Here is a 25180-nt window from a genome sequence, read left to right as displayed (position 1 = left end):
GCGCGCACATCGTCACGGACGGCCCCGGCATCCCGGTGGGCCGGGCAGGGGGTCATGACCCGCCGGGCGGGGTCAGAGCGCCGAGGGACGCGCGGACCCGGGAGGTCAGCTCTTCGTCCGACAGATCGCCGGGCTCGCGCAGGCTCGGGTCGGCCGCGTAGTCCTCCAGAGCGTAGAAGACGTCCAGCAGGGCCCGCTCCAGGGCGTCGCGAACCCGTTCTCCCTCGGTGAGCGCGCGCCGGCGTGCGGCCAGCCAGGCCGGCGCGAAGGCGGCGGCGGGCAGTTCTCCCCGCGCCAGCGCCCCCATGAGAGCCAGCTGCTCGGCCACGCCGGATCCCGGGGCGACCTCGGCGGGCGTGGACGCCGGCGGATGCCGCGGAGGGAGCTCCTCGGAGACCGCCAGCATTTCCGGCCGTGAGCCTGCCAGCCTCCTCGCGTGTCGGGCGAACCTCGCCCGGGCCTCGTCGATCCCGGTGTCCAGGCACGCCCGTACGAAACGGGCGTCGCCCGCGACCAGCGCGTATCCCTGCCCTGTGACGAGGACGGCGCCGGAGAGTCCGGGAAGGGCGAGGAGGAGATCGTCGTCGGACCGGGGCAGGCCGGCGAGCGGCCCGGTCTCCGGCACGCGGACCTCGATGAGGTCTTCGGCGGCGTGCCGCTCACCGGCCTGCCCGGCGAGGACGTGGTCCACGCCGGCCTCCCTGGCGCCCGCGGAGATCCGGGCCGTCAGTTTCCCGTCCGGTGGCCAGGACGAGGGCACCGCCACCACCGTCTTGGCGTCCTCGTCCAGCCACCGTCCGCCGAACCGGTGCGGGTCGCCGAGGAGCGCCCCGGCCAGCTCCCCACTCGTCGTGGGGCCGTCCCCGCCCGATCTCAATACAGGAAGCCCTTGTCTATGATGCCCGCGAGCTGCTTGGCCCCGAGGTTCCACGCGGACCAGAACGTCCCGTCTGCGTGGAGCATGACCATCTTTCCAGAGCCGGGGTCGATGAAGCCGACCGCCGTGCCCTGTCCCCGGTAGTCGAACCGGTAGATCTTGGTTCCCGGTGCGGTCATGTGGTCCCGCATGGCCTTCTCGAACGCCTGCAGCGAGGCCTTGTTGCGGTTGCCCGTGATGCCGAAGTCGACGGCGTGAGCGTCGAACTTCTTGCTCATCGTCTTCTGGCTGGTGAAGTTGGCCTTGCCGAGCCAGGCGGCCTTCGGGCAGGCGCCGTTGTGGACCAGGAGATCCGCCGCGCCGGCGGCCACATGGTACGTGTGCGTCTCGCCGACCGTGAGGTTGTAGACGCGGTCCCATCTGAAGAGCTTCCGGACCGCGCCGACCTGCAGATGGGTGCCGGCGGAGGTCCGCAACCACGTTCCGGGGACGAGGTCGCCGGCCTCGACCCAGTCCCTGCGGTCCGGGACCCAGAACGGGTGCCCGTCGGTCGCGGTGACCGTACCCGTGGCCGTGCCTCGATCACCGTCCAGATCGACGGTCAGCCGGACGAGGCGCTTGGAGCCGACGCCTTGGATGAGAGCGGTGACGGGCTCGTCGCGGGTGGTCCCGGTCTCCGGATCGGTCGCCCTGACCAGCTCGCCGACCCGGACGTCGCTGATGGGTTTGCGCGTCCCGTCCGCCATGAGGACCGGGGTGTCGCCGGTGAAGCTGTTGCCCACGCACTGCGCGGCCTTGCCGAGCTGGAACGCCTTGCCGAACATCCCGAGTCCGCAGCCGATGACCGCCTGGGTGCCGACGCTGCCCCAGTCGACCTTCCGGCCGGAGAGCCGCTGCGTCAGATACTCCATGCCGCCGCCGAACAGCGCGCCGCCCGCGCAGGCGGCCAGCAGCGGGTTGTTGCCGCTCGGGTCGGTCGCGTTGACCGGGTCGCCCGCCGCGTAGCCGTAGAGGTTCGCGCCTCCGTCGACGCCGATCGGGTCCTCGCTGATGAACCGGCCGAGCGTCGGGCTGTAGTAGCGGGCGCGGTAGAACAGCAGGCCGGTGCCGTCGTCCTCGCGGCCGGTGTAGGTGAATCCGTTGCCGGCAGGGTCGCCGGTGACCGTCGTGCCGCCGTTGGGGTCGTAGGAGTAGGCCGTCCGCAGGCTGCCGTCGTCGGCGCCGAGCGCCAGCGTGCTGCCCTGGAGGTCGGTGAGGTAGGTCTGGGTCCCGGAGGAGGTCGTGCGCCCGAACCACTGGTCGATCGCGCCGGACATCAGCTCGGACGTGACGTTCCCCGACGCGTCGGTCTCGGCGATGGGGTTGTCCCCGGCGGACAGGTAGCCGGTGACGGCCCCGTTGACCGTGCGGCGGTCTCGCTGCCCCTCGGCGTCGTAACGGAACCCGGCTGTCAGGCCGGCCCTGCTGAGGCCCGTGAGCTGGCCTCGGGCGTTCCAGTTGTAGGTGGCGGTGCCGTCGCCGGTGAGGTTGCCGTCGAGGTCGTACGACAGGGTCTGCCCCGAGCGGCCGGTCAGCCGGTTGGCCGCGTCGTAGACCATCCCGCTGACCGCCGACGGCAGCGCGACCTTGGCGAACGAGCCGGTGACGTCGGAGATCTGGCCGAGCGGGTCGTAGCCGTAGGCCAGGCCGCCCTTGTCGGCCGTGCCGTGGCGGTAGGTGATCCCGGTGACCCGGCCGGCGTCGTCGTAGCCGTAGCTCTGGCTCCAGCCGCCGGGCAGGTCGAGGCGGTCCTCCCGTCCCGCGTCGTCGTAGTGCGGGGTCACGGCCACGTTTCCGCGGGCGATCCGCTTGACCGCGCCGGTGTCGTCGTAGTCGTAGGTGACCGGCGCCCGCCCGAGGACGGTGACGCTGGTCCGCCGGTCCACCGCGTCGTACCCGTAGTCGACCTGCCCGGCCGGGCGCGTGACCCGGGTGACCCGGTCGAGGTCGTCGTAGGTGAAGACCGTGTCGCCCCCGGCGGCCGTGTCGGCGATGCGCTTGAGCCGGTCGGCCTCGTCGTAGGTGAAGACGACGGTCGATTCGGCGGTGGTGCCGCTGACGCCGTAGTCGACCTGCTTGGTCCTGCCGAGGGCGTCGTAGGCGAACTTGGTGAGCTTGCCGTTCCGGTTGGTCGTGGTGGCGACCTGCCCGGCCCTGTCGTAGGTCGTGACCGTCGACCTGCCGAGCGGATCGGTGACCTTGGTGACCCGGTCCGAGGTGTCGTACTCCCAGGACATCGAGTTGTTACGCGGGTCGGTGAGCCTGGTGCGGTTGCCGTTCTCGTCGTAGCCGAAGCCGTACGTCCGGCCCAGCGGGTCCGTCGCGGAGGCGATCTGGTTGCGGGCGTCGTAGGCGATCGTCGAGACGGCTCCGGCCGGGTCGGCGGTCTGGGTGACCCGCCCCGCGTTGTCGGTGAAGAACCGGGTGACGCGCCCCGTCGGGTCGGTGGAGGTCATCAGGTCGCCGAGGCGGTAGGTGTTGACGGTGACCTTGCCCGCCGCGTCGGTGGCGGTCAGCACCTGCCCGGCGGAGTTGTAACGGGTCTTGCTGACCCGGCCCAGCGGGTCGGTCTCCTCAATGAGGTTGCCGTTGTCGTCATAGGTGTACGTGGTGGTCTTGCCCAGTTCGTCGGTGACGGCGGAGGGCAGGTCGAAGGGCCCGCCGTAGACGGTCTTCTCACCGTTCACCGCGCCCGCGGTGCCGGCCAGCCGGGTGGACTGGGTAAGCCTGCCCTCGCCGTCGTAGGAGAAGGACGTGACCCGTCCCGCGGAGTCGGTCATCGCGTCGAGCCGCTCGCCGGTGCCGCGCGTGAAGGTCGTCGTGCTCGCCTCGGCCGTGCCGTACGCCTCGGTCTGGCTGGTCGCCGCGCCGGCCGCGTTGAAGGTGACCCGTTGCACGGCGCCGTTCGGCTGGGTGACCCGGGTCTCGGTGATCTTCCCGGCGGTGTCGGTGACGTAGTCGAACGTGTAGATCTGCCCGTCGGTCAAGGTCTGCTTCGCCACGCGGCCCGCGGTGCCGTACTCGTTGGTCAGGTAGGCGATGCCCCGGGCGTCGGTCGCGGTCAGCATCCGGCCGGCGGTGTCGTAGGTGTATCTCAGGACCTTGCCGCCGGTGTCGGTGACCGTCTCCAGCCGGCCGCCGGCGTTGTAGGTGTAGCCCACCGTGCGGCCGATGTTGTCGCGCAGCCCGGTGACCCGCTTCTGCGCGTTGTACGCCAGCTTGATCCACTTGCCGTTGGGCGAGGTGATCTGGATGAGGTTGAGGTCGCTGTCACGCGTCAGGGTGATCGTGTTGTCGTTGTGGTCCCTGATCTCCGCCAGCGGCTGGTACTGCGGGAAGAAGTACCGCATGCCGTCGCGCCGCCGCAGTTCCCAGCCGTCGCGCGTGTTGTCGCGGCTGATGGTCGAGCCCCTGTACTCGCCGGGAGTGTTCACGGCGCCGAAGACGGCGTCCCCGAAGCCCACTCCGGGAGAGGTCCTGTCGTAGTGGATGACCGCGCCGCCCGGAAGGTAGAGGTCGACCTCCTGGTACTGCTCCTCCGAATACAGGAAGGCGTTGTAGGCCCCGATCTGCCCGATCCCGAAGTCGCGGTTGGCGGTGTCGCCCTGGTAGAGCGTGCGGGTGACCTCGATCGGCATCACGTCGTCGAGGGCGAGGTCGGTGCGCGAGTCCATGAGCTGGCCGGTGGACAGCTGCACCGGGTCGCCGTTGACCCAGTCCCAGATGTCCTTGAACCAGCCCTGCAGCCACTTGGGGGTGATCGAGGTGTTGAACATGCCGCCGTAGAACGACCACACCTTGGTCCCGGGGTCCGGAACGACCTGCGTCGCGTCGGCGCTCACCTTGCCGTGGCCGTAGACGTGCCAGCCCTGCCGCTCGGGGTCGTAGTTCCAGAAGTCCACGGTCTCGCCGGGCGGCAGCTTGGTGTAGTTCGGGTAGACGACGCGGGCGCCGTCGGGGAAGACGAAGGTCCCGCCGGGCTGCACGGTGAAGTAGACGGGCACGATGCCGTTCGGCGGCAGCGGGAAGGGCGGCCGGTCGATCGGGATCGGAGTGATGCCCAGCTCGGTGATGACCTTGCCGGCCTTGTCGCGGATCACCGACCCCGCCGGGATGCGCACCTCCAGGCCGGGGATCTTCGGTGTGGTGAGCACGACCTCCCTGCCGGCCGGTGAGTCGAACCTCACCATGTGCTGGGTGTCGATCTGCTGCATCCAGATGGTGTACGGGAGCACGGTGGTCCGCCCGGCCTCCAGGTCCACCTTGACCGAGTAGAAGCCGTAGCGACGGCCCTTGGCGCCGGCCGGGGCGCCGTCGACGTCGAGGGTCGAGGTCCCGGTGGGCAGACCGGAGAGCAGGAAGCGTCCCTTGCCGTCCGTGGTCCCCGTGACCCGGCCGACGGTCAGCGCGACCTTCGGCAACGGCTTGCCGTCGATCGTCCGGATCACGCCTGACAGCGCCGTGACCCCGGCGGGAGCCCGCAGCGGCTCGACCTTCGCGGGTGCGGCTCGCCGGGCGTTCCAGTCGACGCCTTCGAGGTTGTCCCGGTCGGGCTTCCAGGCGGCGTCGCCGTCCGCCGGCTTCTCACCGGCGAGGGAGGCGGGCTGGGCTGACGGGACTGGGGACGGCGCGGCGGCCGTACTCGGCGCCGTGTTCGCGGGGGCGGGCGCCGAGGCGGTGCCGGCCGGCGCGAGCGCGGTGGTCCTCGTGGCGAGCGCGATGCCGACCTGCCCGGTCAGGCCCTTGGTGGGGTCGATCACGACCGTGTACGTGCCGGCCGCGGGGAGGTCCGCGACGTTGAGGGTCGTGTTGGCGGACACGTAGGAGTTGCTGAGCTGCGTCCCGTCGGGCTTGATGACACCCACGTAGACGGCCGCGGTGAAGCTCGGGACCCCGGTGACGGCGAGCTTGACCTTCTGGGCGGCGGTGCCGGTGAAGGTGTAGGCCGCGTCCTGCCCGGCGCGGGCGATCGTCGCGCTGACGGCGGCGCCGCCGAGGGCGAGCGTGCCTGCGGCGACCCGGTTGGAGAGGGTGGCCGTGACCGAGCCCGTCCCCGCCTTCATCGGGTCGATCACGACCTGGTACGTCCCGGTCTGTGGGAGTTTGGCGATGTCGATCTCGTCGGCCGCCGCCGACGACACGTAGTAGTTCTTCACCGCGATCGTGCCGTCCGGCGCCAGCACGTTGACGTACGTCGCCTGGTTGACGGAGTTGGGAGTGAGTCCGATGCTGACGGCGGCGCCGGTCGTTCCCGCGAAGGTGAGGACCGCGTCCTGGCCGGCGCGGGCGATCGCCGCCGCCACTCCGGCTCCGGCGGGCGTCAGCGCCCCGGTGACCGGCTTGGACAGCGTGGTCGTGATCGAACCGGTGGCCGCCTGGTCCGGGTCGATGACGACCCGGTAGGTGCCGGTCTGCGGGAGTTTGGCGATGTCGATCTCGTCGGCCGCCGCCGACGACAGGTAGAAGTTCTTCACGGTGATCGTGCCGTCGGGTGCGATCACGTTGACGTAGGCCGACTTGGTCAGCGTGTTCGCGGTCAGTCCCAGGCTCACGGCGCCGTCCGCGGTTCCGGCGAAGGTGAACGTCGCGTCCTGGCCGGGCCGGGCGATCGCCACAACCGGAGCCGCGCCCGTCGGCGAGAGAAGGCCGCCGGCCACCGGAGTCGACAGCGTCACCGTGACCGAACCGGTGGCCGCCTGGTCCGGGTCGATCAGCACCCGGTAGGTGCCGGTCTGCGGCAGCTTCTCGATGTCGATCTCGTTGGCGGACGCCGACGACACGAAGAAGTTCTTCACGATGATCGTGCCGTCCGGCGCGATCACGTTGACGTAGGTCAGTCTGGTCAGCGTGTTCGCCGTCAGTCCCAGGCTCACGGCGCCGTCCGCCGTACCGGCGAAGGTGAACGTCGCGTCCTGCCCCGGCCGGGCGATCGCCGCCACCGTTCCGGCGCCGGTGGGTGTCAGCGTCCCGGTGACCGGCTTGGACAGCGTCAGCGTGACCGCCCCCGTGCTCGCCTGGTCCGGGTCGATCAGCACCTGGTAGGTGCCGGTCTGCGGCAGTTTCTCGATGTCGATCTCACCGGAGATCGTCGCGGACAGGTACTGGTTGTCCACGACGACGGTCCCGTCCGGCGCCACCACATCCAGATAGATCGTCTTGCCGAAGGTGTTCGCGGTGAGACCGAGGCTCATCGCGGTGTCGGCCGTACCGGCGAAGGTGAACGTCGCGTCCTGCCCCGGCCGGGCGATCGTCGCGACCGACGCCGTTCCCGTCGGCGACAGCACTCCGCCGGCCACCGGGGTCGACAGCGTCACCGTGATCGCGCCGGTCCCGGCGGCGGTGGGGTCGACGATGACCTGGTAGGTGCCGGACATCGGCAGCTTCGGCAGATCGAGCTCGGCCGACCCCCCGGCGGAGTAGATCCGGCCGTCGACCACCATGGTGCCGTCCGGGGCCACGACGTTGACAAACCACAACTTGTCGATCGTGTTGCCGGTGAATCCCAGGCTGACGGTGGCGTCCGGGGTTCCGGCGAAGGTGAACGCCGCGTCCTGGCCCGGCCTGGCGATCGTCGCGGTCGATCCCGCACCCGTGGGCGAGAGCACCCCGCCGGCCACCGGAGTCGACAGCGTCGCCGTGACCGATCCGGTGCCGGCGAGGCTGGGCTCGACGAGGACCTGGTAGACGCCGGACATCGGCAGCTTCGGCAGGTCGACCTCACCCGCGGTCCCGGCGGAGATGAACTGGTTGCTCACCAGCATCGAGCCGTTCGGCGCCTGTACGGACACGTGCAGCAGCGAGCTGATCGAGGCGGCCGAGAACCCCACGCTGACCAGTGAGTTCGCCGTACCCGAGAAGGTGAGGACCCCGCGCTGACCCGGTCGCGCCAGGTTCAGCACCGTTCCGGCGCCCGTGGGCGACAGGACGCCGCCGATCGGCTCGGACGTCGTCACCGTGACCTGACCCGTCGCCGTCGCCGAGCTCGGATCGATCAGAAGCTCGTAGGTCCGCCCCTCGGCCAGGCCGCTGAGCCGCAGCGATTCGCCGCTGCTGACGAAGATGCTGTCGAGCTTCCTGCCCATGTAGCTGTAGCCGGTCGCGGTGAACGAGCCCAGGGTGTTCCCCGTCAGGCCGAGGTCGACCTCGCCTGACGCCGGGGCGTCGAACACGACGAGCGCGGACTTGCCCGCGCCGGAGATGAGGACGGGCTGCGCCGGGCCGCCGACCTGCACGCGGGTCGTGCTCTCGATGGTGGCCGGGTCCACGGAGGGCAGCGGGACCAGGAAGTCCGTGGATGAGGTCGTCTCTCCGGCGGGGGTCGCGACCAGCAGCTTGCCGGTGGTGGTGCCCTGGGGAACCACGAACTTCAGCTGGGTGGCCGTGGCGGACGTCACCTCGGCGCGTATCCCGTTGACGCTGACGATGTTCTCCGGCAGCGCGCTCGCGAAGCCGGACCCGGTGACGGTGACCTCGGTGGTCGGCGGACCGGCCACAGGAGTGATCGTGGTGATGGCCGGTCCGGGGGCGGCCACGGTGAAGGTCCCGGCCTGCGCGGTGGTGCCGCCGACGGTGACGGTGACCGCGCCGGTCGTCACGCTCGACGGCACCGTCACCGTGAGCGTGGTGGCGGTGGCGGCGGTCACGGTGGCGGCGGCGCCGTTGAACGAGACGGCGTTGCCCGACGGCGTGGCGGAGAAGCCGGTGCCGGAGATGCGCACGGTCGAACCGGGCCTGCCGGAGATCGGGACGGCGCTCATCACGGAGAGCTGCGTCGCGGGATACCGCTGGATGCCGGTCAGGTTGCCGGCCTGATCGTAGCTGTACTTGGCGGCCTCGCCGCCGGAGTGCGTGACGCCGGTCAGCATGCCCGCCGCGTCATAGGCGTAGACGGCGGGGCCGGCCACGTCCGCGGCCGCGGACGTGGCCGCGGTCTTTCCGGGCGGACCCGCCCCCTTGGTGCTCAGCGGTGACCCGGAGCTGCCACCGTGATCGGGAAAGGCCGCGGAGGCGATGGTTCGGGAGGCGACCGGAGGTGTGGCGTTCTGGCCCAGCGCGGGAAGCGGCGAAATGGCGACGCTAAGACCGATCAGGATCGCAATGAACTTTCCACGGGCAAAACCGGACATATATTGCTCCCCGTGATAATGCCCGAGGAAAGTCCGGAAGCGTCCCAACTTTCCGATTTATATGGGCTTTACTCAGCAGTTGGGAACATTAAGCCGGATGATCACTGAAAACAAGGCTTATTATTTACAGTGTCTCAGTGCGGTAACGGATCTTGACATGATCCGGAAACCTGCGGTTCCGTAGCTTGTCGAACTCAGGGCCGAACAGTACGGAGAGCCTGTGACACGACGCCGGCCGGCGCCCCAGAAGTGAGCACACCCGAACTCGGCGCCTCACCTCCCAGTCCCACCGGACGAGCCCCCGGCCTCGTCGGACGGCTCACCGGCCCCCGCGACGGCATGTCTCCCGAGCGGACCGTCACCCCGGGCGACGGTCGGTGTCCCGCGACCCAGGACACCGGAGCCGACGACACCCCCGCCGAACGGGTCACCGCTCCCGGCGGTGACCCGGGAGCCGTGACCCGGCGCGGCGCCATGGCCCTCGGCGGCCTCGCGGCCGTCTGCGCGATGGCCGCCGCCGACTCCGGCGACGAGCCGGCGTTCGCCGCCGCCGACGTCGCTCCGCTGCCCGACGTGCTCCTGCCGCCCGCTCCGCACGTCGTCCTCACCGCGCTCGACGTACCACCCGGCGCCGACGCCGTACGCTCCCTCGCCGCGCTGGCCCGCCTGGCGCGCGAACCCGGTGGCGGAGCACGGGCGGCCATCGCCCTCGGATCGTCGTGGTTCGACAAGGCCGGCCTGGCGGCGTCCCGGCCTCTCGGGCTCACGCCGATGCCGTCCTTCGTCGGAGAAGTGCTCGACGCCGCCCTGGTCCACGGCGACCTGCTCCTCCAGGTCAGCGCCGCGACCGCCGAACTCGCCCGGCAGGTGAGCGGCTCGTTGCTGCGCGCGGTGCCCGGAGCGGGAGTCCGATGGGAGAAGCGCGGCTTCCGGGCGGACAGCCGGCTGAGCGAGGGGCGGGCGCTGGCCCGCAACCTGTTCGGCTTCGTGGAGGGACACGGCAACCCGTCCTTCCGGAGCAGCCCGGACGCCGCGGAGATGGCCTGCGTGGCGGCCGGCTCGGGCGAACCGCGATGGGCGGTGGGCGGCAGTTACCAGGTCATCCGCATCGTCCGTTTCGCCACCCGGCTCTGGGACCTCGAGCCCGTACCCGTGCAGGAACGGGTGATGGGACGCCGCCGTGACGGAACCTGGCTGGACGGCACCCGCCCCACCGGAAGGCCTGCGTTCGACGCCGATCCGGAGGGACGGATCACGCCCCTGGACGCCCACACCCGCCGAGCCAACCCGGGCACGCCCGGGGTCGCCGCCCCAAGGATGCTCCGGCGGGGCTACTCCTACCACGACGGCCCCGAGGACCAGGGCATGCTGTTCATGGCCTTCCAGGGCGACCTGGAAGTCGGGTTCGCCGGGGTCCAGCGCCGCCTGGCCGGGCAGAGCCTCGACAGATACATGCTCACCGTCGGCGGCGGATATTACTTCCTCCCCGACCTCTCCCACGGCACCCCGATTGAATTCACCGTCTGACAAATGGCGGGGTGATTATTGGCGGGGCCGCGATATTCAATCTTTCAACCAAATGCCCGGCAAAAATGGCGACCGGGCCGTCCCGGGCCTGTCCGGGTGGGAATCACATGGCGGCGCCCCGGCCGGATGAGCGCCGGGTGGGAATCACGTGGCGGCGCCCCGGCCGGATGAGCGCCGGGTGGGAATCACGTGGCGGCGCCCCGGCCGGATGAGCGCCGGGTGGGAATCACGTGGCGGCGCCCCGGCCGGATGAGCGCCGGGTGGGAATCACGTGGCGGCGCCCCGGCCGGATGAGCGCCGGGTGGGAATCACGTGGCGGCGCCCCGGCCGGATGAGTACCGGGTGGGTGATCGCCCCTGCCGGCGCTCGCCCTCGTTTCTCTGGAACACCCCCGGCGCGCCGCGTATGACAGAAACCCCGCGACCTCATCCGGGAAGATCCCGACGCGTCATGGGGACGCCAGAGGTCCCTAGGAGCTCTTGCCCCGGGTGATCCTGCGGGTCCATCGCACGGCGCGCTGGACCACGGGACCCGCCAGGCTGATCTCCGAGGTGACCTTCCTGAGGGCCTGGGTGGCCGCCTGCGATTCGGCCACGGCCTTCTTCAGCTCCGCCGTGGTGCGCTGGAGCTCGCCGCTGAGTTTCTTCAGCGCGGCGGGGTCGCCGCCGGGGGCGGGGGCCGCGGGCTTCTTGCGCTCGTTGACCCGGACGAGCTGCCAGCCGTCGAACGCGTCCGTGGTGTGCCACAGGTCGGGCCGGGACTCCAGCCATCGCAGCAGGCGGGCCTGGATCGGCGCCGGGTCTCCCCAGGTTGCGTAGAGCTTGTGGTTGCTGACGCATATCGGCGCCAGGCCGAGGTTCGCCACCGCCTCCCAGACCGCCATCGCCACGCCCGGAGTGTGCTCGCTCCGGTAGTCGTCGAAGACGACGATCCCGTTGTCCTGCAGGACCTCCCGCGCCGAGAGAACATCCTGCCGGACGTGGATGTAGAGATGCGAGGCGTCCACGTGGACGAATCTGCAGGATTTGGCCGTGACGTGGTCGAGGACGATCGAGGTCGGTCCGTGGACGATGCCCGGGAGCGTGTGATGGAAGCCCAGGTAGTTCTGCTCGAACTTCTCACGGGTGAGGGTGGAGTAGGAGCGGCTCGTCTCGGCGTCGTTCGCCGCCTCGGGGGCGTCGGACTCGAAGAGGTCGCAGACGGTGAAGGTCTCTCCGGGGCGCAGATGGCTGCCGACCATGACCGCACTCTTGCCCAGATACGTCCCGAGCTCGAGCAGGTCGCCTCGCGGCTCTCCCTCGGCCTTCGCCGAGAGGAACCATTCGAAGAGCAGCTGGTCCGTGATCCAGAACCAGCCGGGTATCCGGTCGAGCGATCGCGGAGTGATTTGTACCTTCACGGCGGACATGGGCGGACCGTAGCAGCCGGGGTCCGCCCCTCGGCAACAGCCGAAACGCACCTTTCGGCGGGTGTTCGTCAGATGGCCATCCACGAGGTGCCGTCCCGACGCTCACCCGTCGATTAGATCTCACCCGGTGGGCTCGCGGCTCTCTTTGAGACGCCTTCCGGGCGTTGACCTCCGCTCCGGCGCGAACATCGGAGCACGGGCCCGTGTCCCGGCGGCCGGCCGGGGCGCCGGTGGGGCGGGACGGACGTGGGTCAGGCGCCCAGGGCGCGGAGCACGAAGCCGGAGACGATCTCCTCGGCTTTCTCCGGCGTGACGGAGCCGCTGAGCAGCGGCAACCGTTCGGCGCCGATGACGGTGAGGATGATCCGGGCGGTGGCGGCCACGTCGGAGGCCTGGAAGTCGCCCGAGGCCACGCCGCTGTCGATGATGCCGGTCAGGATGCGCTGCATCGGCGCGACATGGTCGGCCAGGCGCTGGTAGGCATCGGGGCCCAGGGCCGCGGACAGGTCGGCGGGGCCGGGGTGGGGGTGGGCGAGCAGCCCGGTGAGCTGGAGCCTGACGAACACCCGCAGCTGTTCGGCGGGGGAGGCCTGCTCGGGCAGCTCCCGCCGGTAGCTCTCGATGAAGTAGTGCGTCACCCGTTCGGTGAAGGCCAGCAGCAGCGCGGCCTTGTCGGGAAAGTAGTTGTAGAGGACGGTCCGGGTGATCCCTGCCTCGCCTGCCACGTCGGTCATGGAAATGGCGTCGATACCCTGGTCGCGGGAGAGCCGCGAAACCGCGCGCAGGATGCGATCTCGCGTCTGGGCACGATGTTCGCCGATGGTCGCGGCTGAGATCCGGGGCACCGTTCCATGGTCGCACAACGCCGACGTGGCGGTCAGGGTCGTGACCCTCCCCTTGAGACCCATCAAGACCGGAGGCGGTCAGCGCTGTGGGCGGGCCGTGAGCATCGCGGTGTGCAGGTCCTCCGCCGTGGGGGCGGGGGGGAGCGGGTCTCCGGTCCGGTCGGCGCGGCAGGCGTCGAGGATCAGGGCGACCAGCCGCCGCCACGCGTCCGGCGCCGCGCAACGCGTCGAGCCGAGCACGCCGGCGTTGGCCATCAGGATCAGCATCAGGTCCTGGCCGGTGAAGTCGGCGCGCAGCGCCCCGGCGTCCCCGGCGCGCTTGATGACCCGGTCCACCGCCGTCATCGCCCGCGCCCGCGGGTCCTCCAGCGCCTGGGCGGTGGGGAAACAGGAGGTGAAGGCCTCGGTCACACCCTGATCCTCGGCCTGCATGCCGCAGAGGTGCTCGATCAGCCCGCGAAAACCCTCCCACGGGTCGGCGGCCAGCTCCGCGGCCCTGGCGACCTCGGCGAACTCCGCCATCCGGTCGGCCATGATCGCCTCGATGAGGGTCTCGCGGTCGGGAAAGCGCCGGTAGAGCGTGGCGATGTTCACCTCGGCCCGGCGGGCGATCTCCTCCAGCGGAACCTCGAGGCCGCGCTCGCGGAAGGCGATGCGAGCCGCCAGCAGGATGCGCTCCCGGTTGATCTCGGCATCCTTGCGCAGCCCCCGCCGTTTGCACGCTTCCATACGGTGATCCTACAAAGTTAAGGAACACCTGCGTTTATGCTACGGTCTCCGACAAACGAAGGGCTGCCTTCACTTATCTCCTCGGAGCTCATAATGAACGTCATCCTCTGGGTCGTGCAGGCATTGCTCGCCGCGGCCTTCCTCATGGGCGGTCTGACCAAGGCCACCAAGTCCCGCAGCGAGCTGAGCGGCAAGATGTCGTGGGTGGAGGATTTCTCCGACGGCCAGGTCAAGACGATCGGCATCGTGGAGGTGCTGGCCGCGGTCGGGCTGATCCTTCCCGCCCTCACCGGAATCCTGACCGTGCTGACCCCGCTCGCCGCCGCCGGCTTGGTGATCACGATGATCGGCGCCGCGATCGTGCACGCCCGGCGCGGGGAGTATCCCGGGATCGCCGCCAACATCGTGCTCCTGGCGATGGCCGCCTTCGTGGCCTGGGGCCGGTTCGGGCCCTACGCGTTCTGACGGCTCGGTCAGCCTTCGCGGGAGAGATCGAACGTACCGCTGGAGAACCCCACATGGAGAGCGGCGGCGATGGCCGGGTGGGATTCGGTCCCGGCGCGGATCACGGCTTCGATCGTACGGCCCTTGCCGGGTAAAGGGATGAGGGCGAGGCCGGGCGGCGGGGTGCGGCACAGCATCATCGGCAGGATCGTCACCCCCCGGCCTACGGCGACCAGAGCCAGCGCGGATCGAAGGTCGCGATAGCTGTGCTCGATGGCTGGGGTGAATCCGGCGCTCTGGCAGGCATGCACCATCACGTCGCGGCACGCGCTCGGCGCCGGCGTGGTGATCCACGGATGATGCCGGAGCGCGGCGAGCCCTTCGATCCCGCGCAGATCCTCCGGTACGGCCAGGACGAGCGGATCGTCGAACAGTTCGTGCGCGGTCAGACCGTCCGGTAGCGGCCTACCGAGGTGGGGATATCGGTATGTCAGGGCCAGGTCGAGGTCGCGCTGTTTGAGCAGGGGCAGCGCTTCCTCGGGCTCGGTCTCAACGATTCGGGGCCGCAGTCGCGGATGCGCGCGGACCAGTGCCGCGGCCAGCGGTGCGGCCAGCACCTCCAGGCCGCTGGGCAGGCAACCGATCATCAGCTCGCCGCCGACCTCGCCGTCGAGTGTGCGTACGGCACTGTGGGCTCGTTCCAGCGCTGCCAGCACCTGCTCGCACTGCGCGGCGAGCGCGGATCCGGCGGCGGTGAGCCGCACCGTGCGTCCCTCCCGGCGCAGCAGTGCGGCACCGGCCTCGGCCTCCAGGGCCCGAAGCTGCTGTGACACGGCGGACGGGGTGACGCCGTGAATCTCGGCCACGGCTGTGACGGTGCCGTACCCGGCGAGATCTCTGAGCAGGACGAGCCGTTTCACATCAAGCATGAGTACATCTTAAAAGACTCTGAAGTATAGGTAGCTGGACTTCATGATGTCTCGGCCATCAAGCTATCACCATGAGAATTCTGCTGGTCGGAGCGACCGGAACCCTTGGTCAGAGCGTTCGGGAGGTTCTGCGAGAACGCAGCCACGAAGTTGTCACGGCCTCCCGTAAAGGCTCGGACGTCTCAGTCGACATCACCGACCCCGAGTCGATTCGCGCGATGTATGAGCAGGTGGGCAAGGTGCACGCCGTGGCCTCGGCGGCGGGCAGCGTGCCGTGGCTGCCGTTCGGCGAACTCCGCTACCAGGACGTGCTGGACGGTGTCGCCGGCAAGGTGGTCAGCCAGGTCGAACTGGTCCGCCAGGGCGCCGCCTACGTCGCCGGATCGTTCACCCTGATCACCGGCGTGCTGGCCCGCGAGCCTCTGCGCACCGGAGCCGTCGCGTCCCTGGCCAACGGCGCGATCGAGGCTTTCGTGCGTGCCGCCGCAATCGAACTGCCACAGCGCGTCAACGCGGTGAGCCCCACCATCTTCACCGAATCCGTCGACGTGTACGGCGACCTGTTCGTCGGTTTCGAGCCCGTCCCGGTGCGCCAGGCCGCGAACGCCTACGTGCGTTCCATCGAGGGCCACCAGACCGGGCAGGTCTATATGGTCGGCTGACTCAGTGGTGGGCGATGCCGGGGGCCGAGCAGGCCACCGCAGCACCGAGAGCGCATCGCTCTTGGAACGCAGCCGGCTCGGGATGATCGGGAGCCGGTTCTTGGCGCGCTGACCCAGCTCGGTCAACTCCATGCTGGACATCCGCTTTGGCGGGCCCCGCTGGACACCTTTCGGGAACCTCTCCCCGAACCGATTTCGGAGCTCCTTCACGACGTGGAGTTCGCGCGGTACCAGTCGAGGGTGGCGGCGACGGCGTCGGGGGTCGGCGTCACGGTGAACGGGCCGAAGGTGCGCGTGAACTTCGAGGCATCGGTCACGAAGGGGCGATCGCGCTGGTACCAGGTCTCGCCGAGGGCGCGGACGGTGGGATTCACCAGCCCGAGGGCGCGTTGCATGAAGCGCCCGAGGGGCGCGGCCTTGACGGGACGGCCCAGCTCCGCGAAGACCAGGTCGAGGAACCGGCTCCCCGTCAGCGGTTCCGCCGCCGGAAGGTGCCAGGCCTGGCCGTCCGCCCGCGCGTCGTCGCCGAGTGTCACGAGTCCCCTGGCGATGTCGGGCAGGTAGCTGAACGAGTGGGGCTGGTCGAGCGGCCCGACCCAGCGGGCGACCTTTCCCTGGAGCGCGGCGCCGAACACCGTCGCGCCGACGACGGTGTTGACGCCGCCGGGACCGTAGTAGTCGGACGCTCTGCCGATGGCGACGCGCAGCCTGCCGGAACGGTGATCCGCCAGGAGCGCCTCGGACATCTCAGCACGGACGCGGCCCTTGGGATTGCGGGCGGCGTACGGCATGTCCTCGGTCATGGGCGTGCTGACGGGGCCGTACATGTACAGGTTGTCGGCGAAGACCAGTTTGGCGCCCGAGGCGGCCGCCCCCTCGCGCACCGCGTCGGTCATGCGGGGGAACTCCTCCACCCATCGGTGGTAGGCGGGGGCGGCGCAGTGATAGACGACCTGGGCGCCGTCGCACGCGGCCTTGGCGCCCTCGGCCGAGGTGATGTCTCCCCGGTGGGCCTCGACGCCGGGCAGCGCCGGCACCTGGCCGCTGCGGTTGACCGCACGGACGCGGTGTCCGCGGGCGGCGAGTTCGCGGACCACGGAGCTGCCGATGGCGCCTCCGGCACCGAGGACGACATGCAGGTTGGAAGGAGCGGACATGGGGGGGCCTCCGATGCGGCTCTTCCCGGGGCGCCTGGTGGGCCGCAGGAGGGGAACCATTTGGTAATGGTGTTATGAAACAGCGTTACGGTATGCTTGTCAAATGGCACGCCCCCGAAAACGCGATTACGACGAGTTGCGCCGAGACCTTCTGGACGCCGCCGGACGGCTGCTCGCAGAGGAGGGCCCGCAGGCGCTGAGCACCAGACGAGTGGCCCAGGAGGTGGGCAGCTCCACGACCGCCGTGTACAACCTCTTCGGCGACAAGACCGGCCTGTTACGGGCGATGTTCCTGGAGGGGTTCGCCCGGCTCGCCCGGGAGTTCGCCGCGGTGCCTCGCGACGGCGACCCCGAGGCCGACCTGATGGCACTCGGATACGCCTATCGGGCCGCCGCCCTGGCCAATCCCCACCTGTACGAGTTGATGTTCGGGCGTCCCATCGCGGACTTCCGGCCCGACGAGGCGGCCCTGGCGCAGATCCAGGGGACGTTCGACACCCTGGTCGCCGCCGTCGCGCGGTGCGTCGACGCGGGCCGGTTCGCCCCGTCCGACCCCTACGACATCGCGGTCCACCTCAACGCCCTGGTGCACGGACTGGCCAGCCTGGAGCTGCGGGGCGCCCTGGCCGGTGGCGATCAGGCCGACCGCCACTGGCGTCTGGCCCTGGAGGCCACCTTCCGCGGCCACCGCACCCCGGCGCCGTGACACCGGGATCGCGGGGGAGCCGAGAGTGGCCGGATCCGCCGCGCGCGGACGATGCGGGCCGACCTCAAGGCGGAGCGGCCAGGACATCGAGGCCGGGGGGCCGGTGGCGTGAAACCGCATCGCTCGGGCGCGGTCGCCTTACCCCTGCGCGATGTCCTTGACGCCGTAACGCAGATAGACCACGCCGTTGCCGAAGCGCCGCTCGTCCAGCAGTGCCAGATCGACGCGCACATCGCCGGGAAAGAACGCGTTGCCGCCGCCGACGATCGCCGGCCCGACGAAGCGGTGGTACTCGTCGACCAGCCCGGCCCGGATCGCCTGCGCCGCCAGGTGCGGCCCGGCGACGGCGATGTCGAGGTCGGTCTCGGCCTTCAGCTTCCGCACCGCCTCCGGGTCGAACGTCCGCTCGATCCGGGTCCGTTCGCCGGCTACCTCGTGCAGCGTCGTGGAGTAGACGATCTTGTCGGCGGCCTGCCAGATCCGCGCCCACTCCAGAATGAACGGCGGCTGGCCGGGCACCGTGTGCGCGGTCTCCCAGTAGGCCATCGTGTCGTACATCCGGCGGCCGTAAAGGTACGTGCCGATCGATCGCCCGTGCTCGTTGATGAACTCGTGCGACTCCTCCTCGGGGCCGCCCCAGCCGAAATCGCCGTTCGTATCGCTCACGTAGCCGTCGAGTGACGTGATCATCGAGTAGATGAGCTTACCCACGGTGGGCCTCCCTGCCTGTCCGGGCGGTGGATCTCAAGATTGGTGTGCGGCTTGTCGCCGACGACCCGCGCGTGAGGCTCGCGGTCACGGTGAGCCCTCCTGCTGGGTGCGTGTGACGCGGAGCCGTGCGTCGGTGACGTTGTCGAAGCGCGAGTCCCCTCCCCGGATCAGGACGAAGTGTCGCCGCACGTCGGCGCAGTAGGCCAGCATGGGGCCGGACGGCGCGAGGTCGTCGCCGGTGAGCTCCTTGCCCGCGGGGAGGCGGGCGTTGAGCGCCGTCAGGGCCGCGACGGGATCGTCGGCGGGGCCGGCGGTCGCCTCGAGGTAGAGCGCTTCGGCACCGCCCACGGGCGCGTGGGAGTCGAAGACCGTGATGGCCACCTCCGGGCGTTCGACGAGGTTGCGGGAATGCCTGCTGTCCGGTGACGACACCCAGACGAGCCGGTCCTCGTCGCGGGCGGCGAAGAAGACGGGAGTGGCCCATGGCCGCCCTTGGCGATCGGCGGTGGCGAGCACGAGGTATCGACTGTCGCCGAGCAGCCGGGGAACCATCGCCCACATGTCGGTCACCGGCCGCGGACCCGGTGGACGAGGCGCTCGGCGATCGCCCTGTCGGCGGTGAGCTCCGTGGTCGGTACGCTCACCTGCCCGCCCGTGGGCGCCGGTCTGTCCACCGCGCTCGTGTTCGCCATCGTTTCCCCTTTGGTCGTCGGCCTGCCGACACATCATCGCGTTCACCGCGGAGACTCATCAATGACAAGATCTGGAACAATTGTTCAGCCACACTGAAGAATGAGGGAGCGATGGAGCGTCAGGACATCGAGGTGTTCCTCGCACTCGCCGAGGAACTGCACTTCGCGCGCACGGCCGAGCGCCTCCATGTCTCGGCTGCGACGATCAGCCAGACCATCGCCAAACTGGAGCGCCGGTTCGGTGCGCCGCTGTTCCGCCGTACCACCCGCCGGGTCGAGCTGACCTCGCTCGGCAGGCAGCTTCTGGACGATTTGCGGCCCGCGCACGCACAGGTCCAGGCCGCGATCGAACGGGCGACCGCGGCGGGGCACGGCATCACCGGCACGCTGGAGCTGGGCTACATGTCGGCCGCGGTGGCCCAGGTCGTCCTGCCGCTCGCCGACGCCTTCCGCGACCGCGTGCCCGGCCGCCGGGTGGCCATCCGCGAGACCACGCTCGCCGACCTCTTCGGCCCCCTTCGCCGGGCGGAGGTCGACCTGTCGGTGCTGCCCCTGCCGGTCGAGGAGCCGGACCTCGCCGTCGGGCCGACGCTGCTGTCCGAGCCGGCGATGCTCGCCGTGCCCGCGGACCATCCGCTGGCGCACCGCACCCGCGTCGACCACGATGAGATCGCACGCGAGAGGGTCTTCTTCGCCGATGCCCTGCCCCGCTACTGGATCGACCACCACCTACCGGTGCCCGACCGTCTCACCGCGTCCCTGCCCGGCTTCCAAGAGATCCTCGCCTACGTCACCGCAGGCCACGGCGTCGCCCTCGTCGGCGCCCAGACGTCGAACCTCTACCCGCGTCCCGGCTTGGTCTGCATCCCCGTGGGAGGCGACGCCACGTTCGACTACGCCCTGGTCTGGCGCCCCGACCGGCTCAGAACCATCGCCGAGGCCTTTCTCCGCCACCTCACGCCGCAGACGGGTCGCTGAGCGGTGGGCCGGCCGCTTGCCGGGACTCTCGCGGCAGCGGGGTGCGGGCAGACGGCACCTGATGACGCGAGGTCGCCGGCCACCGGGCACCGAGCCTGCCCATCGGCCGGTCCGGGGACTCCCGTCAGGCGGCGACCTCGGCCCGAACGACCCGGCCGAGCTCGCCCAGGACCTCGGTGTTGAGCTGGTAGGCGAGCTTGGTCTCGCGGATCAGATGCTGCTTGTCGGCGTCGCTCAGGGGCAGCGCGTCCAGCCGGGCGCGATACTCGTTCTTGAATCGGGGCAGGCTGCCGACCTCGTCGAAGAGGTAGAAGTCGACGCCGCCGCCCGGCCCGTAGCCGTAGATCTTCTGGAGCTCCATCCGGATGAACTGGCCGCCGGACAGGTCGCCCATGTAGCGGGTGTAGTGGTGGGCGACGTAGCCGCCCGGCCGGTCGGCGACCTGGTTGATGCGGGCGACCAGGGTCAGGGTCGGCTTGGAGGGCTCGATCCGGGACCGCCAGCCGACGCCGTAGATCGTCTCCAGGTCGCGGACCAGTGCTTCCTCGCGGTAGAGCTCGGGGAAGACGAACGGCGCGGCGATCGGGTCGCCGGCGAGCGCCTTGGAGGCGCCGTCGAGGGCCAGGTAGGCGAAGTAGTGCTGGGCGACCATCTCGCCGTAGGCCTCGCGGCTGAGCTGCCCGGCCATCAGCGCCTTGAGGTAGCTGTCGTCCTCGGCCGACTCGTGGTCGCTCCAGGTGGCGTTCCTGAGTACTTCGGAGAACGGCGACTCGCTCATGATCACTCCGCGTCGAAGGGCTCTTTCACGACACAGTGTCACAAAGATTGGGAGACCTCGTCAAGCTGATGACGACACCCTGTCATTAAACCTTCTTTTGGCGAAAACGGACATCCAGATGATCGACAGAAGCGCGGTGAGCACCGGGAACCAGGCCAGCCGGTGCAGCAGCCAGATCGGCTCGTCGGGCGTGGACAGCAGCCCGGGGACATCGCCGAAGCGCAGCGCGGCCACGGCGGTCACGGTCAGCGCGGTCTGGTGCCACAGGAAGATCGTCATCGCGGACGCGTTGGCCAGCGCCACCACCGCCCACAGCCCGGGTCGCCGCATCAGCCGGGTCAGCGGGTCCCTGACCAGGAGCGCCAGCCCTACCTGGGCGATTCCGAAACAGACCGCGGCGAGCGTGGGCGGGCTGAGGTTGGAGACCTCCGCGCCCGTCACGCCCACCATGCTCGCCGGATACCCGAACCCGGCGATCAGCACCACCGCCCCGGCCGTACCGCCGGCCAGGAGTCCCGCAGCGGCCCGGCGCGAGGCGAACGCCCCGTTCGCCCAGGCGGCCCCCAGCGCGTACGGCACCAGCCACCCGGCCACCAGGTTCGCCCACCTCAGCCAGGCGGGACCGTCGAGCCAGAACCTGACCACGTCCACCCCGAGCACGACCGCGCCCGCCACGGCCGCCGTCACGAGCGGGCGCGAGCGCAGGAGCAGGGGAGTGGCCGCGGTGAGCGCGACGAAGACCGCCAGGAACCACAGCGGTCCGACCGCCGGGAGCGTCAGCGCCCTGATCGTCCCGAACGGCATCCTGTGCAGTGCCATCCCCGCCACGATCCCGGCCCAGACCAGCAGCAGCGGCACCACAGGCCCCAGCAGCCTGGCCGTCCTGACCCGCACCCAGGTTCGGGCCGGACGCGTCGCGGCAGGCGGCAGGCTCCGCGTCGTAGCCGTAGCCGTAGCCGTAGCCGTAGCCGTAGCCGAGGTCGGCAGGCGGCTCCGAGCCGCCGCGTAACCGCCGACGAAGAAGAACACCGCCAGCGTCTGGAACACCCATGAGAGGGGTGTGAACATCGGCAGATGACTGAGCGGGCTGGAGATGTGCACCGCTCCCGTGGGCGCAAGTGCCCACGCCGTGACCAGCCAGTGTCCCAGGACCACACCCAGGATCGCCAGCGCCCTCAGCGCGTCGACCCCCCGGTCCCTGGCCGGGGGAGTCGCACTCTCGATCCGCCGGACCCATCCGCCGCGCGACTCCGGGGCGCTTCTCGCGGGCGCCGCCCTACGGTGCGTGAGGTCAGCCACGGGACACCTCGCCGGCCCGTCCGAGGGCGATCAGCGTGAGGTTGCGCAGGGATTCGCCGCCGGGTTTGAGATAGTCGCTGTGCCCGGCGGCTCCGGTCGCGAACAGGCGGGCGCCGAAGGCGGGATCCGCCGGGTCCGGGCCGAAGCCGAGCGGGCCGAGCCGGAGTTTGGGCACGTCGCGCATCCAGTCCCGGCTGCCGCTCCCCACCCACAGCGGGGCGCCGCCCAGTTCGGCGGCGGAGGAGACGTCGAGCCCGGGACTGCCGAAGACCGCGATGCCGGCGACGCCCGATCCGGGAGCGGCCTTGGCGCACACGACCGATCCGTAGCTGTGGCAGAGCAGGCTGACCCGCCTGCCCCGAAGGGTCTCGGTGACATACCGCCGCAGCTCCGCGGCCCCTTTCGCGGCGGACTCGACGGTCACCGTTTCAAGGCTGACCGTCGCCGGGCTGTCATAGCCGAGCCAGGCGACCACCGCCAGCCTGGCCCCCGGCTCCAGCACCCGGGCCTCGGCCAGCACCGCCCGCGCGCCGCCCCCCGGCGTGATGTACGGCCTGACCCTGCCGCCGTCGAAGGTGGCGGCCGTGGTGTCGGTGCCCGGCACGATGACCGCGACGTGCTCGGCCGTACGGAGGTCGCCGTACACCCGGATGATCCGGTCGCCCCGGGGCGGGGGGACGATCACGTAGGTGAGCGCGACGGCGGCTGCCACGGCGAGTATGCGGCGGAACATGAAGATCTCCTGTCCGGTCTGGAGGAACCGGACAGGACGCTAGGAGTCGCGGTCCGTCACCCACATCGCCCCGGAGAGGCCACCTTCCCGCTCCCCCTCGGGAGTGAGAACGATCCCGGTCCGCCCTCCTCGGGGCTGATCTCCGTTCGCCTGCGGGGTTCCGGGAGACCGTCCGCTTCCTTCTGGGACGGCTCCCGTCCGCGCGCAGGCTCTGCGGGTGATCACTCGCTTCCTTCCACGTGATCATCCGTTCCACCCCGGGGGAGTGGCAGGGCCGTTCCACGTGATCATCCGCTTCACCCCGGGGAGCAGGGCCGTTCAACCCCGGGCTGATCGGCCGATACCGGGAGGGAGAGGAATCACTCGCCCGGCCGGACCAGGCCCGTCTCGTAGGCGTGGACGATCGCCTGGGCGCGGTCGCGCAGGTTGAGCTTCGCCAGGATCCGGCCCACGTGGGTCTTCACCGTCTGCTCCGACAGCACGAGCTCCCCGGCGATCTCCTGATTGGACAGGCCCTGCGCGATGAGGACGAGCACCTCGGTCTCGCGCTCGGTGATGTCGTCCAGCCGGCCGCGCGGGCGACGCGGCCCGACGCGGGCGAAATCCGCGATGAGCCGCCTGGTCACGGAGGGGGCGAGCAGCGCGTCACCTGCCGCGACCACCCGGACGGCCTCGGCCAGCTGCTGCGCCGAGGCGTCCTTGAGCAGGAATCCGCTGGCCCCGGCCCGCAGCGCCTCGTAGACGTAGTCGTCGAGGTCGAACGTGGTGAGGATCAGGACCTTCGGCAGGAGGCCACCGGAGGAGAGGATCTCCCGGGTCGCCGCCAGCCCGTCCATGACCGGCATCCGCACGTCCATCAGCACCACGTCGGGCCGCAGTTCGGCGACCCTGGTCACGGCCTGGCGGCCGTCGGCCGCCTCGCCCACGACCTCGATGTCCGGCTGGGAGTCCAGGAAAACGGTGAACCCGGTCCTGACCATGCCCTGGTCGTCGGCGATGAGCACCCGGATCGTCACGCTTTCTCCATGATCGGCAGTATGGCGGTGACCGCGAAACCCGGCCCGACCGGTCCGGCCCACAGGCTTCCGCCGAGCATCGACACCCGTTCCCGCATCCCGATCAGGCCGTGCCCTATATGCCCAGGTTCTGTGGGGGAGGGGTGTCTGGCGTCGTTCGCCACCCGGAGGTGAAGCTCGGTGCCGGACCGGGTGATCTTCACCGAGACGGTCGAGCCGGGTGCGTGCCGCATGGCGTTGCTCAGTGACTCCTGTGCGATCCGGTAGGCGGACAGGCTCACCGCCTCGGGCAGCCCGGTCAGGTCGCCGCCCAGCTTGAGCGTCACGGTGAGCCCGGCCGAGCGTGCGGTGCCGATGAGCTCCTCCAGGCGGCCGAGGCCCGGCTGCGGCGCGGTGTCCGTGCGCCCGTCCCCGTCCCTGAGCACGCCCAGCACGCGACGCATCTCGGTCATGGCCGCGAGCGAGAGCGCCCGGATCTCTCCCAGCCCCTCCTCAAGGCGCGTGGCGTCCCCGGCCGCCCGCAGCGGTACGGCCTCCGCCTGGATGGCGATCACCGACATGTGGTGGGCGACGACGTCGTGCAGCTCCCTGGCGATCCTGGCTCTCTCCTCCAGCACGGCCTGCCCGGCCAGTGCCCGCTCGCTTCGCCGCTCCTCCTGGATCAGGAGGCCGATGGCCAGCCGCCGGGCGCGCACGTTGTGGCCGAACAGGACGGTCACCGTGACGATGCCGGTGGCGACGGCCATCGAGTCGGAATGGAGCATCCAGGCGCCGAGGACCGAGACGACCCACGCGCCCACGGTGATGTGCCGTTCGGAGCGGACCGCGACCGTGTAGACCACGAGCACATACGTGATCGCGGTGGCCGCGGTGTAGGGGAGGCCGTCGAGGAGCTGCCGTGAGACGACCGTGCCCAGGGGAATCAGCAGGACCGCCGACCGCCAGGCGGCCAGTGGCCACCGGTCGCGGAGCGCGAGCGGCAGGGAGAAGGCCAGGGCCGCGAAGAAGATCCCCTGCGGGTCGAGGAGCGAGTGTGCCTCGGCCGCCGCGTCCTGGAGGGAGGCCAGGCCGGTGCCGAAGAGAAGGAGGGCAAGCAGCAGATCGCCCACCAGGACCAGGTCGATCGCCCGGAACGGCAGTAGCCCCAGCGCCTGCGGCGTGCGGCGGCGGAGGCGGCGCGACCGGGGGCGCGCCGGATCGGGTGACCCGGTCACCAGGGCCTCGGTGAGCGGATGGACCAGCCGCATGACGGTCTCCCGTACCGGCCGCGCGCGCCGTATGAGCACCTGCCACGGGGAGCTGCGGGTCATCCGATCAGCCTAGGGAACGGAGCCGGGATCCGCGTCGTACCACGGGGTGATCCACGACGTCACCCCTGAGAGCGACGGGAGCGGGCGAAGCGTGAGGGGGAGCGCGAAGGGTGGTGGGCGGCGAGCCTTTCGCGGCTTTAATTACACAATTACGATCGCTCACAGCGAACACGCTCAATCTCGGGAACATTTGAGGGCTCCCATTACTTGAGTC

Annotated in this window: 20 protein-coding genes; 5 read left to right on the top strand and 15 right to left on the bottom strand. The window is 70.4% G+C overall.

What is annotated here, in order from left to right; all coding sequences use genetic code 11:
• Positions 1–52: 52 nt before the first annotated feature.
• The gene (locus DKM19_RS29470) at positions 53–877 is read right to left on the bottom strand and encodes a hypothetical protein (protein WP_110700040.1); all 825 of its coding nucleotides are present in this window, start codon (positions 875–877) and stop codon (positions 53–55) included.
• Positions 874–9042 carry an RHS repeat-associated core domain-containing protein gene (locus DKM19_RS52810; RefSeq protein ID WP_110700038.1) on the bottom strand — a complete coding sequence of 2723 codons (8169 nt, stop codon included), beginning with the start codon at positions 9040–9042 and terminating at the stop codon, positions 874–876. Before DKM19_RS52810 ends, DKM19_RS29470 begins: the two co-directional genes overlap by 4 nt.
• Positions 9043–9291: 249 nt before the next feature.
• On the opposite strand from DKM19_RS52810, the gene DKM19_RS29460 reads away from it, so the two are divergent.
• The gene (locus tag DKM19_RS29460) at positions 9292–10569 is read left to right on the top strand and encodes a Dyp-type peroxidase (RefSeq protein ID WP_110700036.1); all 1278 of its coding nucleotides are present in this window, start codon (positions 9292–9294) and stop codon (positions 10567–10569) included.
• 469 nt (positions 10570–11038) lie between these two features.
• Here DKM19_RS29460 and DKM19_RS29455 read toward each other — a convergent pair whose 3' ends face one another.
• The 3 genes from DKM19_RS29455 to DKM19_RS29445 form a co-directional block, all read right to left on the bottom strand.
• Positions 11039–11977 carry a class I SAM-dependent methyltransferase gene (locus tag DKM19_RS29455; RefSeq protein WP_110700034.1) on the bottom strand — a complete coding sequence of 313 codons (939 nt, stop codon included), beginning with the start codon at positions 11975–11977 and terminating at the stop codon, positions 11039–11041.
• A gap of 251 nt (positions 11978–12228) precedes the next feature.
• Positions 12229–12822 carry a TetR/AcrR family transcriptional regulator gene (locus DKM19_RS29450; protein WP_110706080.1) on the bottom strand — a complete coding sequence of 198 codons (594 nt, stop codon included), beginning with the start codon at positions 12820–12822 and terminating at the stop codon, positions 12229–12231.
• 78 nt (positions 12823–12900) lie between these two features.
• Positions 12901–13551, bottom strand: a complete 651-nt coding sequence (locus DKM19_RS29445; protein WP_110700032.1) for a TetR/AcrR family transcriptional regulator — start codon at positions 13549–13551, stop codon at positions 12901–12903.
• Between the two features lie 93 nt (positions 13552–13644).
• On the opposite strand from DKM19_RS29445, the gene DKM19_RS29440 reads away from it, so the two are divergent.
• A complete protein-coding gene (locus tag DKM19_RS29440) occupies positions 13645–14016 on the top strand; it encodes a DoxX family protein (protein ID WP_110700030.1) in 372 nt (123 codons plus the stop codon).
• An 8-nt stretch (positions 14017–14024) separates the two neighbouring features.
• Here DKM19_RS29440 and DKM19_RS29435 read toward each other — a convergent pair whose 3' ends face one another.
• A complete protein-coding gene (locus DKM19_RS29435) occupies positions 14025–14924 on the bottom strand; it encodes a LysR family transcriptional regulator (protein WP_110700028.1) in 900 nt (299 codons plus the stop codon).
• Positions 14925–14995: 71 nt separating this feature from the next.
• Here DKM19_RS29435 and DKM19_RS29430 point away from each other — a divergent pair, with 71 nt between their 5' ends.
• Positions 14996–15586 carry a short chain dehydrogenase gene (locus DKM19_RS29430; protein ID WP_110700026.1) on the top strand — a complete coding sequence of 197 codons (591 nt, stop codon included), beginning with the start codon at positions 14996–14998 and terminating at the stop codon, positions 15584–15586.
• A 206-nt stretch (positions 15587–15792) separates the two neighbouring features.
• On the opposite strand, the gene DKM19_RS29425 is transcribed toward DKM19_RS29430, so the two are convergent.
• Positions 15793–16743: an NAD-dependent epimerase/dehydratase family protein gene (locus DKM19_RS29425; protein ID WP_110700024.1), complete on the bottom strand. Its 951-nt coding sequence runs from the start codon at positions 16741–16743 to the stop codon at positions 15793–15795.
• A gap of 103 nt (positions 16744–16846) precedes the next feature.
• Here DKM19_RS29425 and DKM19_RS29420 point away from each other — a divergent pair, with 103 nt between their 5' ends.
• Positions 16847–17449, top strand: a complete 603-nt coding sequence (locus DKM19_RS29420) for a TetR/AcrR family transcriptional regulator (RefSeq protein WP_110700022.1) — start codon at positions 16847–16849, stop codon at positions 17447–17449.
• Positions 17450–17587: 138 nt separating this feature from the next.
• Here the strand turns inward: DKM19_RS29420 and DKM19_RS29415 are convergent, their stop codons facing one another.
• From DKM19_RS29415 to DKM19_RS52590, 3 genes are all read right to left on the bottom strand, one after another.
• Positions 17588–18160, bottom strand: a complete 573-nt coding sequence (locus tag DKM19_RS29415; RefSeq protein WP_110700020.1) for a dihydrofolate reductase family protein — start codon at positions 18158–18160, stop codon at positions 17588–17590.
• Positions 18161–18244: 84 nt separating this feature from the next.
• Entirely contained in the window at positions 18245–18721 is a 477-nt protein-coding gene (locus tag DKM19_RS29410; protein ID WP_239514489.1) for a pyridoxamine 5'-phosphate oxidase family protein, read from the bottom strand.
• Between the two features lie 5 nt (positions 18722–18726).
• Positions 18727–18852: a hypothetical protein gene (locus tag DKM19_RS52590; protein ID WP_255415441.1), complete on the bottom strand. Its 126-nt coding sequence runs from the start codon at positions 18850–18852 to the stop codon at positions 18727–18729.
• Between the two features lie 111 nt (positions 18853–18963).
• Here DKM19_RS52590 and DKM19_RS29405 point away from each other — a divergent pair, with 111 nt between their 5' ends.
• Positions 18964–19830 carry a LysR family transcriptional regulator gene (locus DKM19_RS29405; RefSeq protein WP_162641866.1) on the top strand — a complete coding sequence of 289 codons (867 nt, stop codon included), beginning with the start codon at positions 18964–18966 and terminating at the stop codon, positions 19828–19830.
• 124 nt (positions 19831–19954) lie between these two features.
• Here DKM19_RS29405 and DKM19_RS29400 read toward each other — a convergent pair whose 3' ends face one another.
• The 5 genes from DKM19_RS29400 to DKM19_RS29380 all read right to left on the bottom strand — a co-directional run bounded on the left by DKM19_RS29400 (position 19955) and on the right by DKM19_RS29380 (position 24966).
• Positions 19955–20608, bottom strand: a complete 654-nt coding sequence (locus tag DKM19_RS29400) for a heme oxygenase (biliverdin-producing) (RefSeq protein ID WP_110706078.1) — start codon at positions 20606–20608, stop codon at positions 19955–19957.
• A 60-nt stretch (positions 20609–20668) separates the two neighbouring features.
• Positions 20669–21907 (bottom strand): acyltransferase, encoded by a 1239-nt coding sequence (locus tag DKM19_RS29395; protein ID WP_110700016.1) that lies wholly within the window; start codon positions 21905–21907, stop codon positions 20669–20671.
• Entirely contained in the window at positions 21900–22640 is a 741-nt protein-coding gene (locus tag DKM19_RS29390) for an alpha/beta hydrolase (protein WP_110700014.1), read from the bottom strand. Before DKM19_RS29390 ends, DKM19_RS29395 begins: the two co-directional genes overlap by 8 nt.
• Before the next feature lie 359 nt (positions 22641–22999).
• Positions 23000–23656, bottom strand: a complete 657-nt coding sequence (locus DKM19_RS29385; protein WP_110700012.1) for a response regulator transcription factor — start codon at positions 23654–23656, stop codon at positions 23000–23002.
• A complete protein-coding gene (locus tag DKM19_RS29380; protein WP_110700010.1) occupies positions 23653–24966 on the bottom strand; it encodes a sensor histidine kinase in 1314 nt (437 codons plus the stop codon). Before DKM19_RS29380 ends, DKM19_RS29385 begins: the two co-directional genes overlap by 4 nt.
• Positions 24967–25180: the final 214 nt, after the last annotated feature.

The sequence above is a fragment of the Streptosporangium sp. 'caverna' genome, from assembly GCF_003203775.1.
GTDB classification, from domain to species: Bacteria; Actinomycetota; Actinomycetes; order Streptosporangiales; family Streptosporangiaceae; genus Streptosporangium; species Streptosporangium subroseum.
The sequence above is the reverse complement of the archived record's forward strand: the minus strand, read 5'-3'. Positions and strand labels throughout refer to the sequence as shown.

What these genes read in the sequence shown, in the direction of transcription:
- DKM19_RS52810 (WP_110700038.1), bottom strand. Translation starts at nt 9,042, where the DNA reads ATGTCCGGTTTTGCCCGTGGAAAGTTCATTGCGATCCTGATCGGTCTT.
- DKM19_RS29455 (WP_110700034.1), bottom strand. Translation starts at nt 11,977, where the DNA reads ATGTCCGCCGTGAAGGTACAAATCACTCCGCGATCGCTCGACCGGATA.
- DKM19_RS29445 (WP_110700032.1), bottom strand. Translation starts at nt 13,551, where the DNA reads ATGGAAGCGTGCAAACGGCGGGGGCTGCGCAAGGATGCCGAGATCAAC.
- DKM19_RS29440 (WP_110700030.1), top strand. Translation starts at nt 13,645, where the DNA reads ATGAACGTCATCCTCTGGGTCGTGCAGGCATTGCTCGCCGCGGCCTTC.
- DKM19_RS29435 (WP_110700028.1), bottom strand. Translation starts at nt 14,924, where the DNA reads ATGCTTGATGTGAAACGGCTCGTCCTGCTCAGAGATCTCGCCGGGTAC.
- DKM19_RS29430 (WP_110700026.1), top strand. Translation starts at nt 14,996, where the DNA reads ATGAGAATTCTGCTGGTCGGAGCGACCGGAACCCTTGGTCAGAGCGTT.
- DKM19_RS29425 (WP_110700024.1), bottom strand. Translation starts at nt 16,743, where the DNA reads ATGTCCGCTCCTTCCAACCTGCATGTCGTCCTCGGTGCCGGAGGCGCC.
- DKM19_RS29420 (WP_110700022.1), top strand. Translation starts at nt 16,847, where the DNA reads ATGGCACGCCCCCGAAAACGCGATTACGACGAGTTGCGCCGAGACCTT.
- DKM19_RS29410 (WP_239514489.1), bottom strand. Translation starts at nt 18,721, where the DNA reads ATGTGGGCGATGGTTCCCCGGCTGCTCGGCGACAGTCGATACCTCGTG.
- DKM19_RS52590 (WP_255415441.1), bottom strand. Translation starts at nt 18,852, where the DNA reads ATGGCGAACACGAGCGCGGTGGACAGACCGGCGCCCACGGGCGGGCAG.
- DKM19_RS29405 (WP_162641866.1), top strand. Translation starts at nt 18,964, where the DNA reads ATGGAGCGTCAGGACATCGAGGTGTTCCTCGCACTCGCCGAGGAACTG.
- DKM19_RS29400 (WP_110706078.1), bottom strand. Translation starts at nt 20,608, where the DNA reads ATGAGCGAGTCGCCGTTCTCCGAAGTACTCAGGAACGCCACCTGGAGC.
- DKM19_RS29390 (WP_110700014.1), bottom strand. Translation starts at nt 22,640, where the DNA reads ATGTTCCGCCGCATACTCGCCGTGGCAGCCGCCGTCGCGCTCACCTAC.
- DKM19_RS29380 (WP_110700010.1), bottom strand. Translation starts at nt 24,966, where the DNA reads ATGACCCGCAGCTCCCCGTGGCAGGTGCTCATACGGCGCGCGCGGCCG.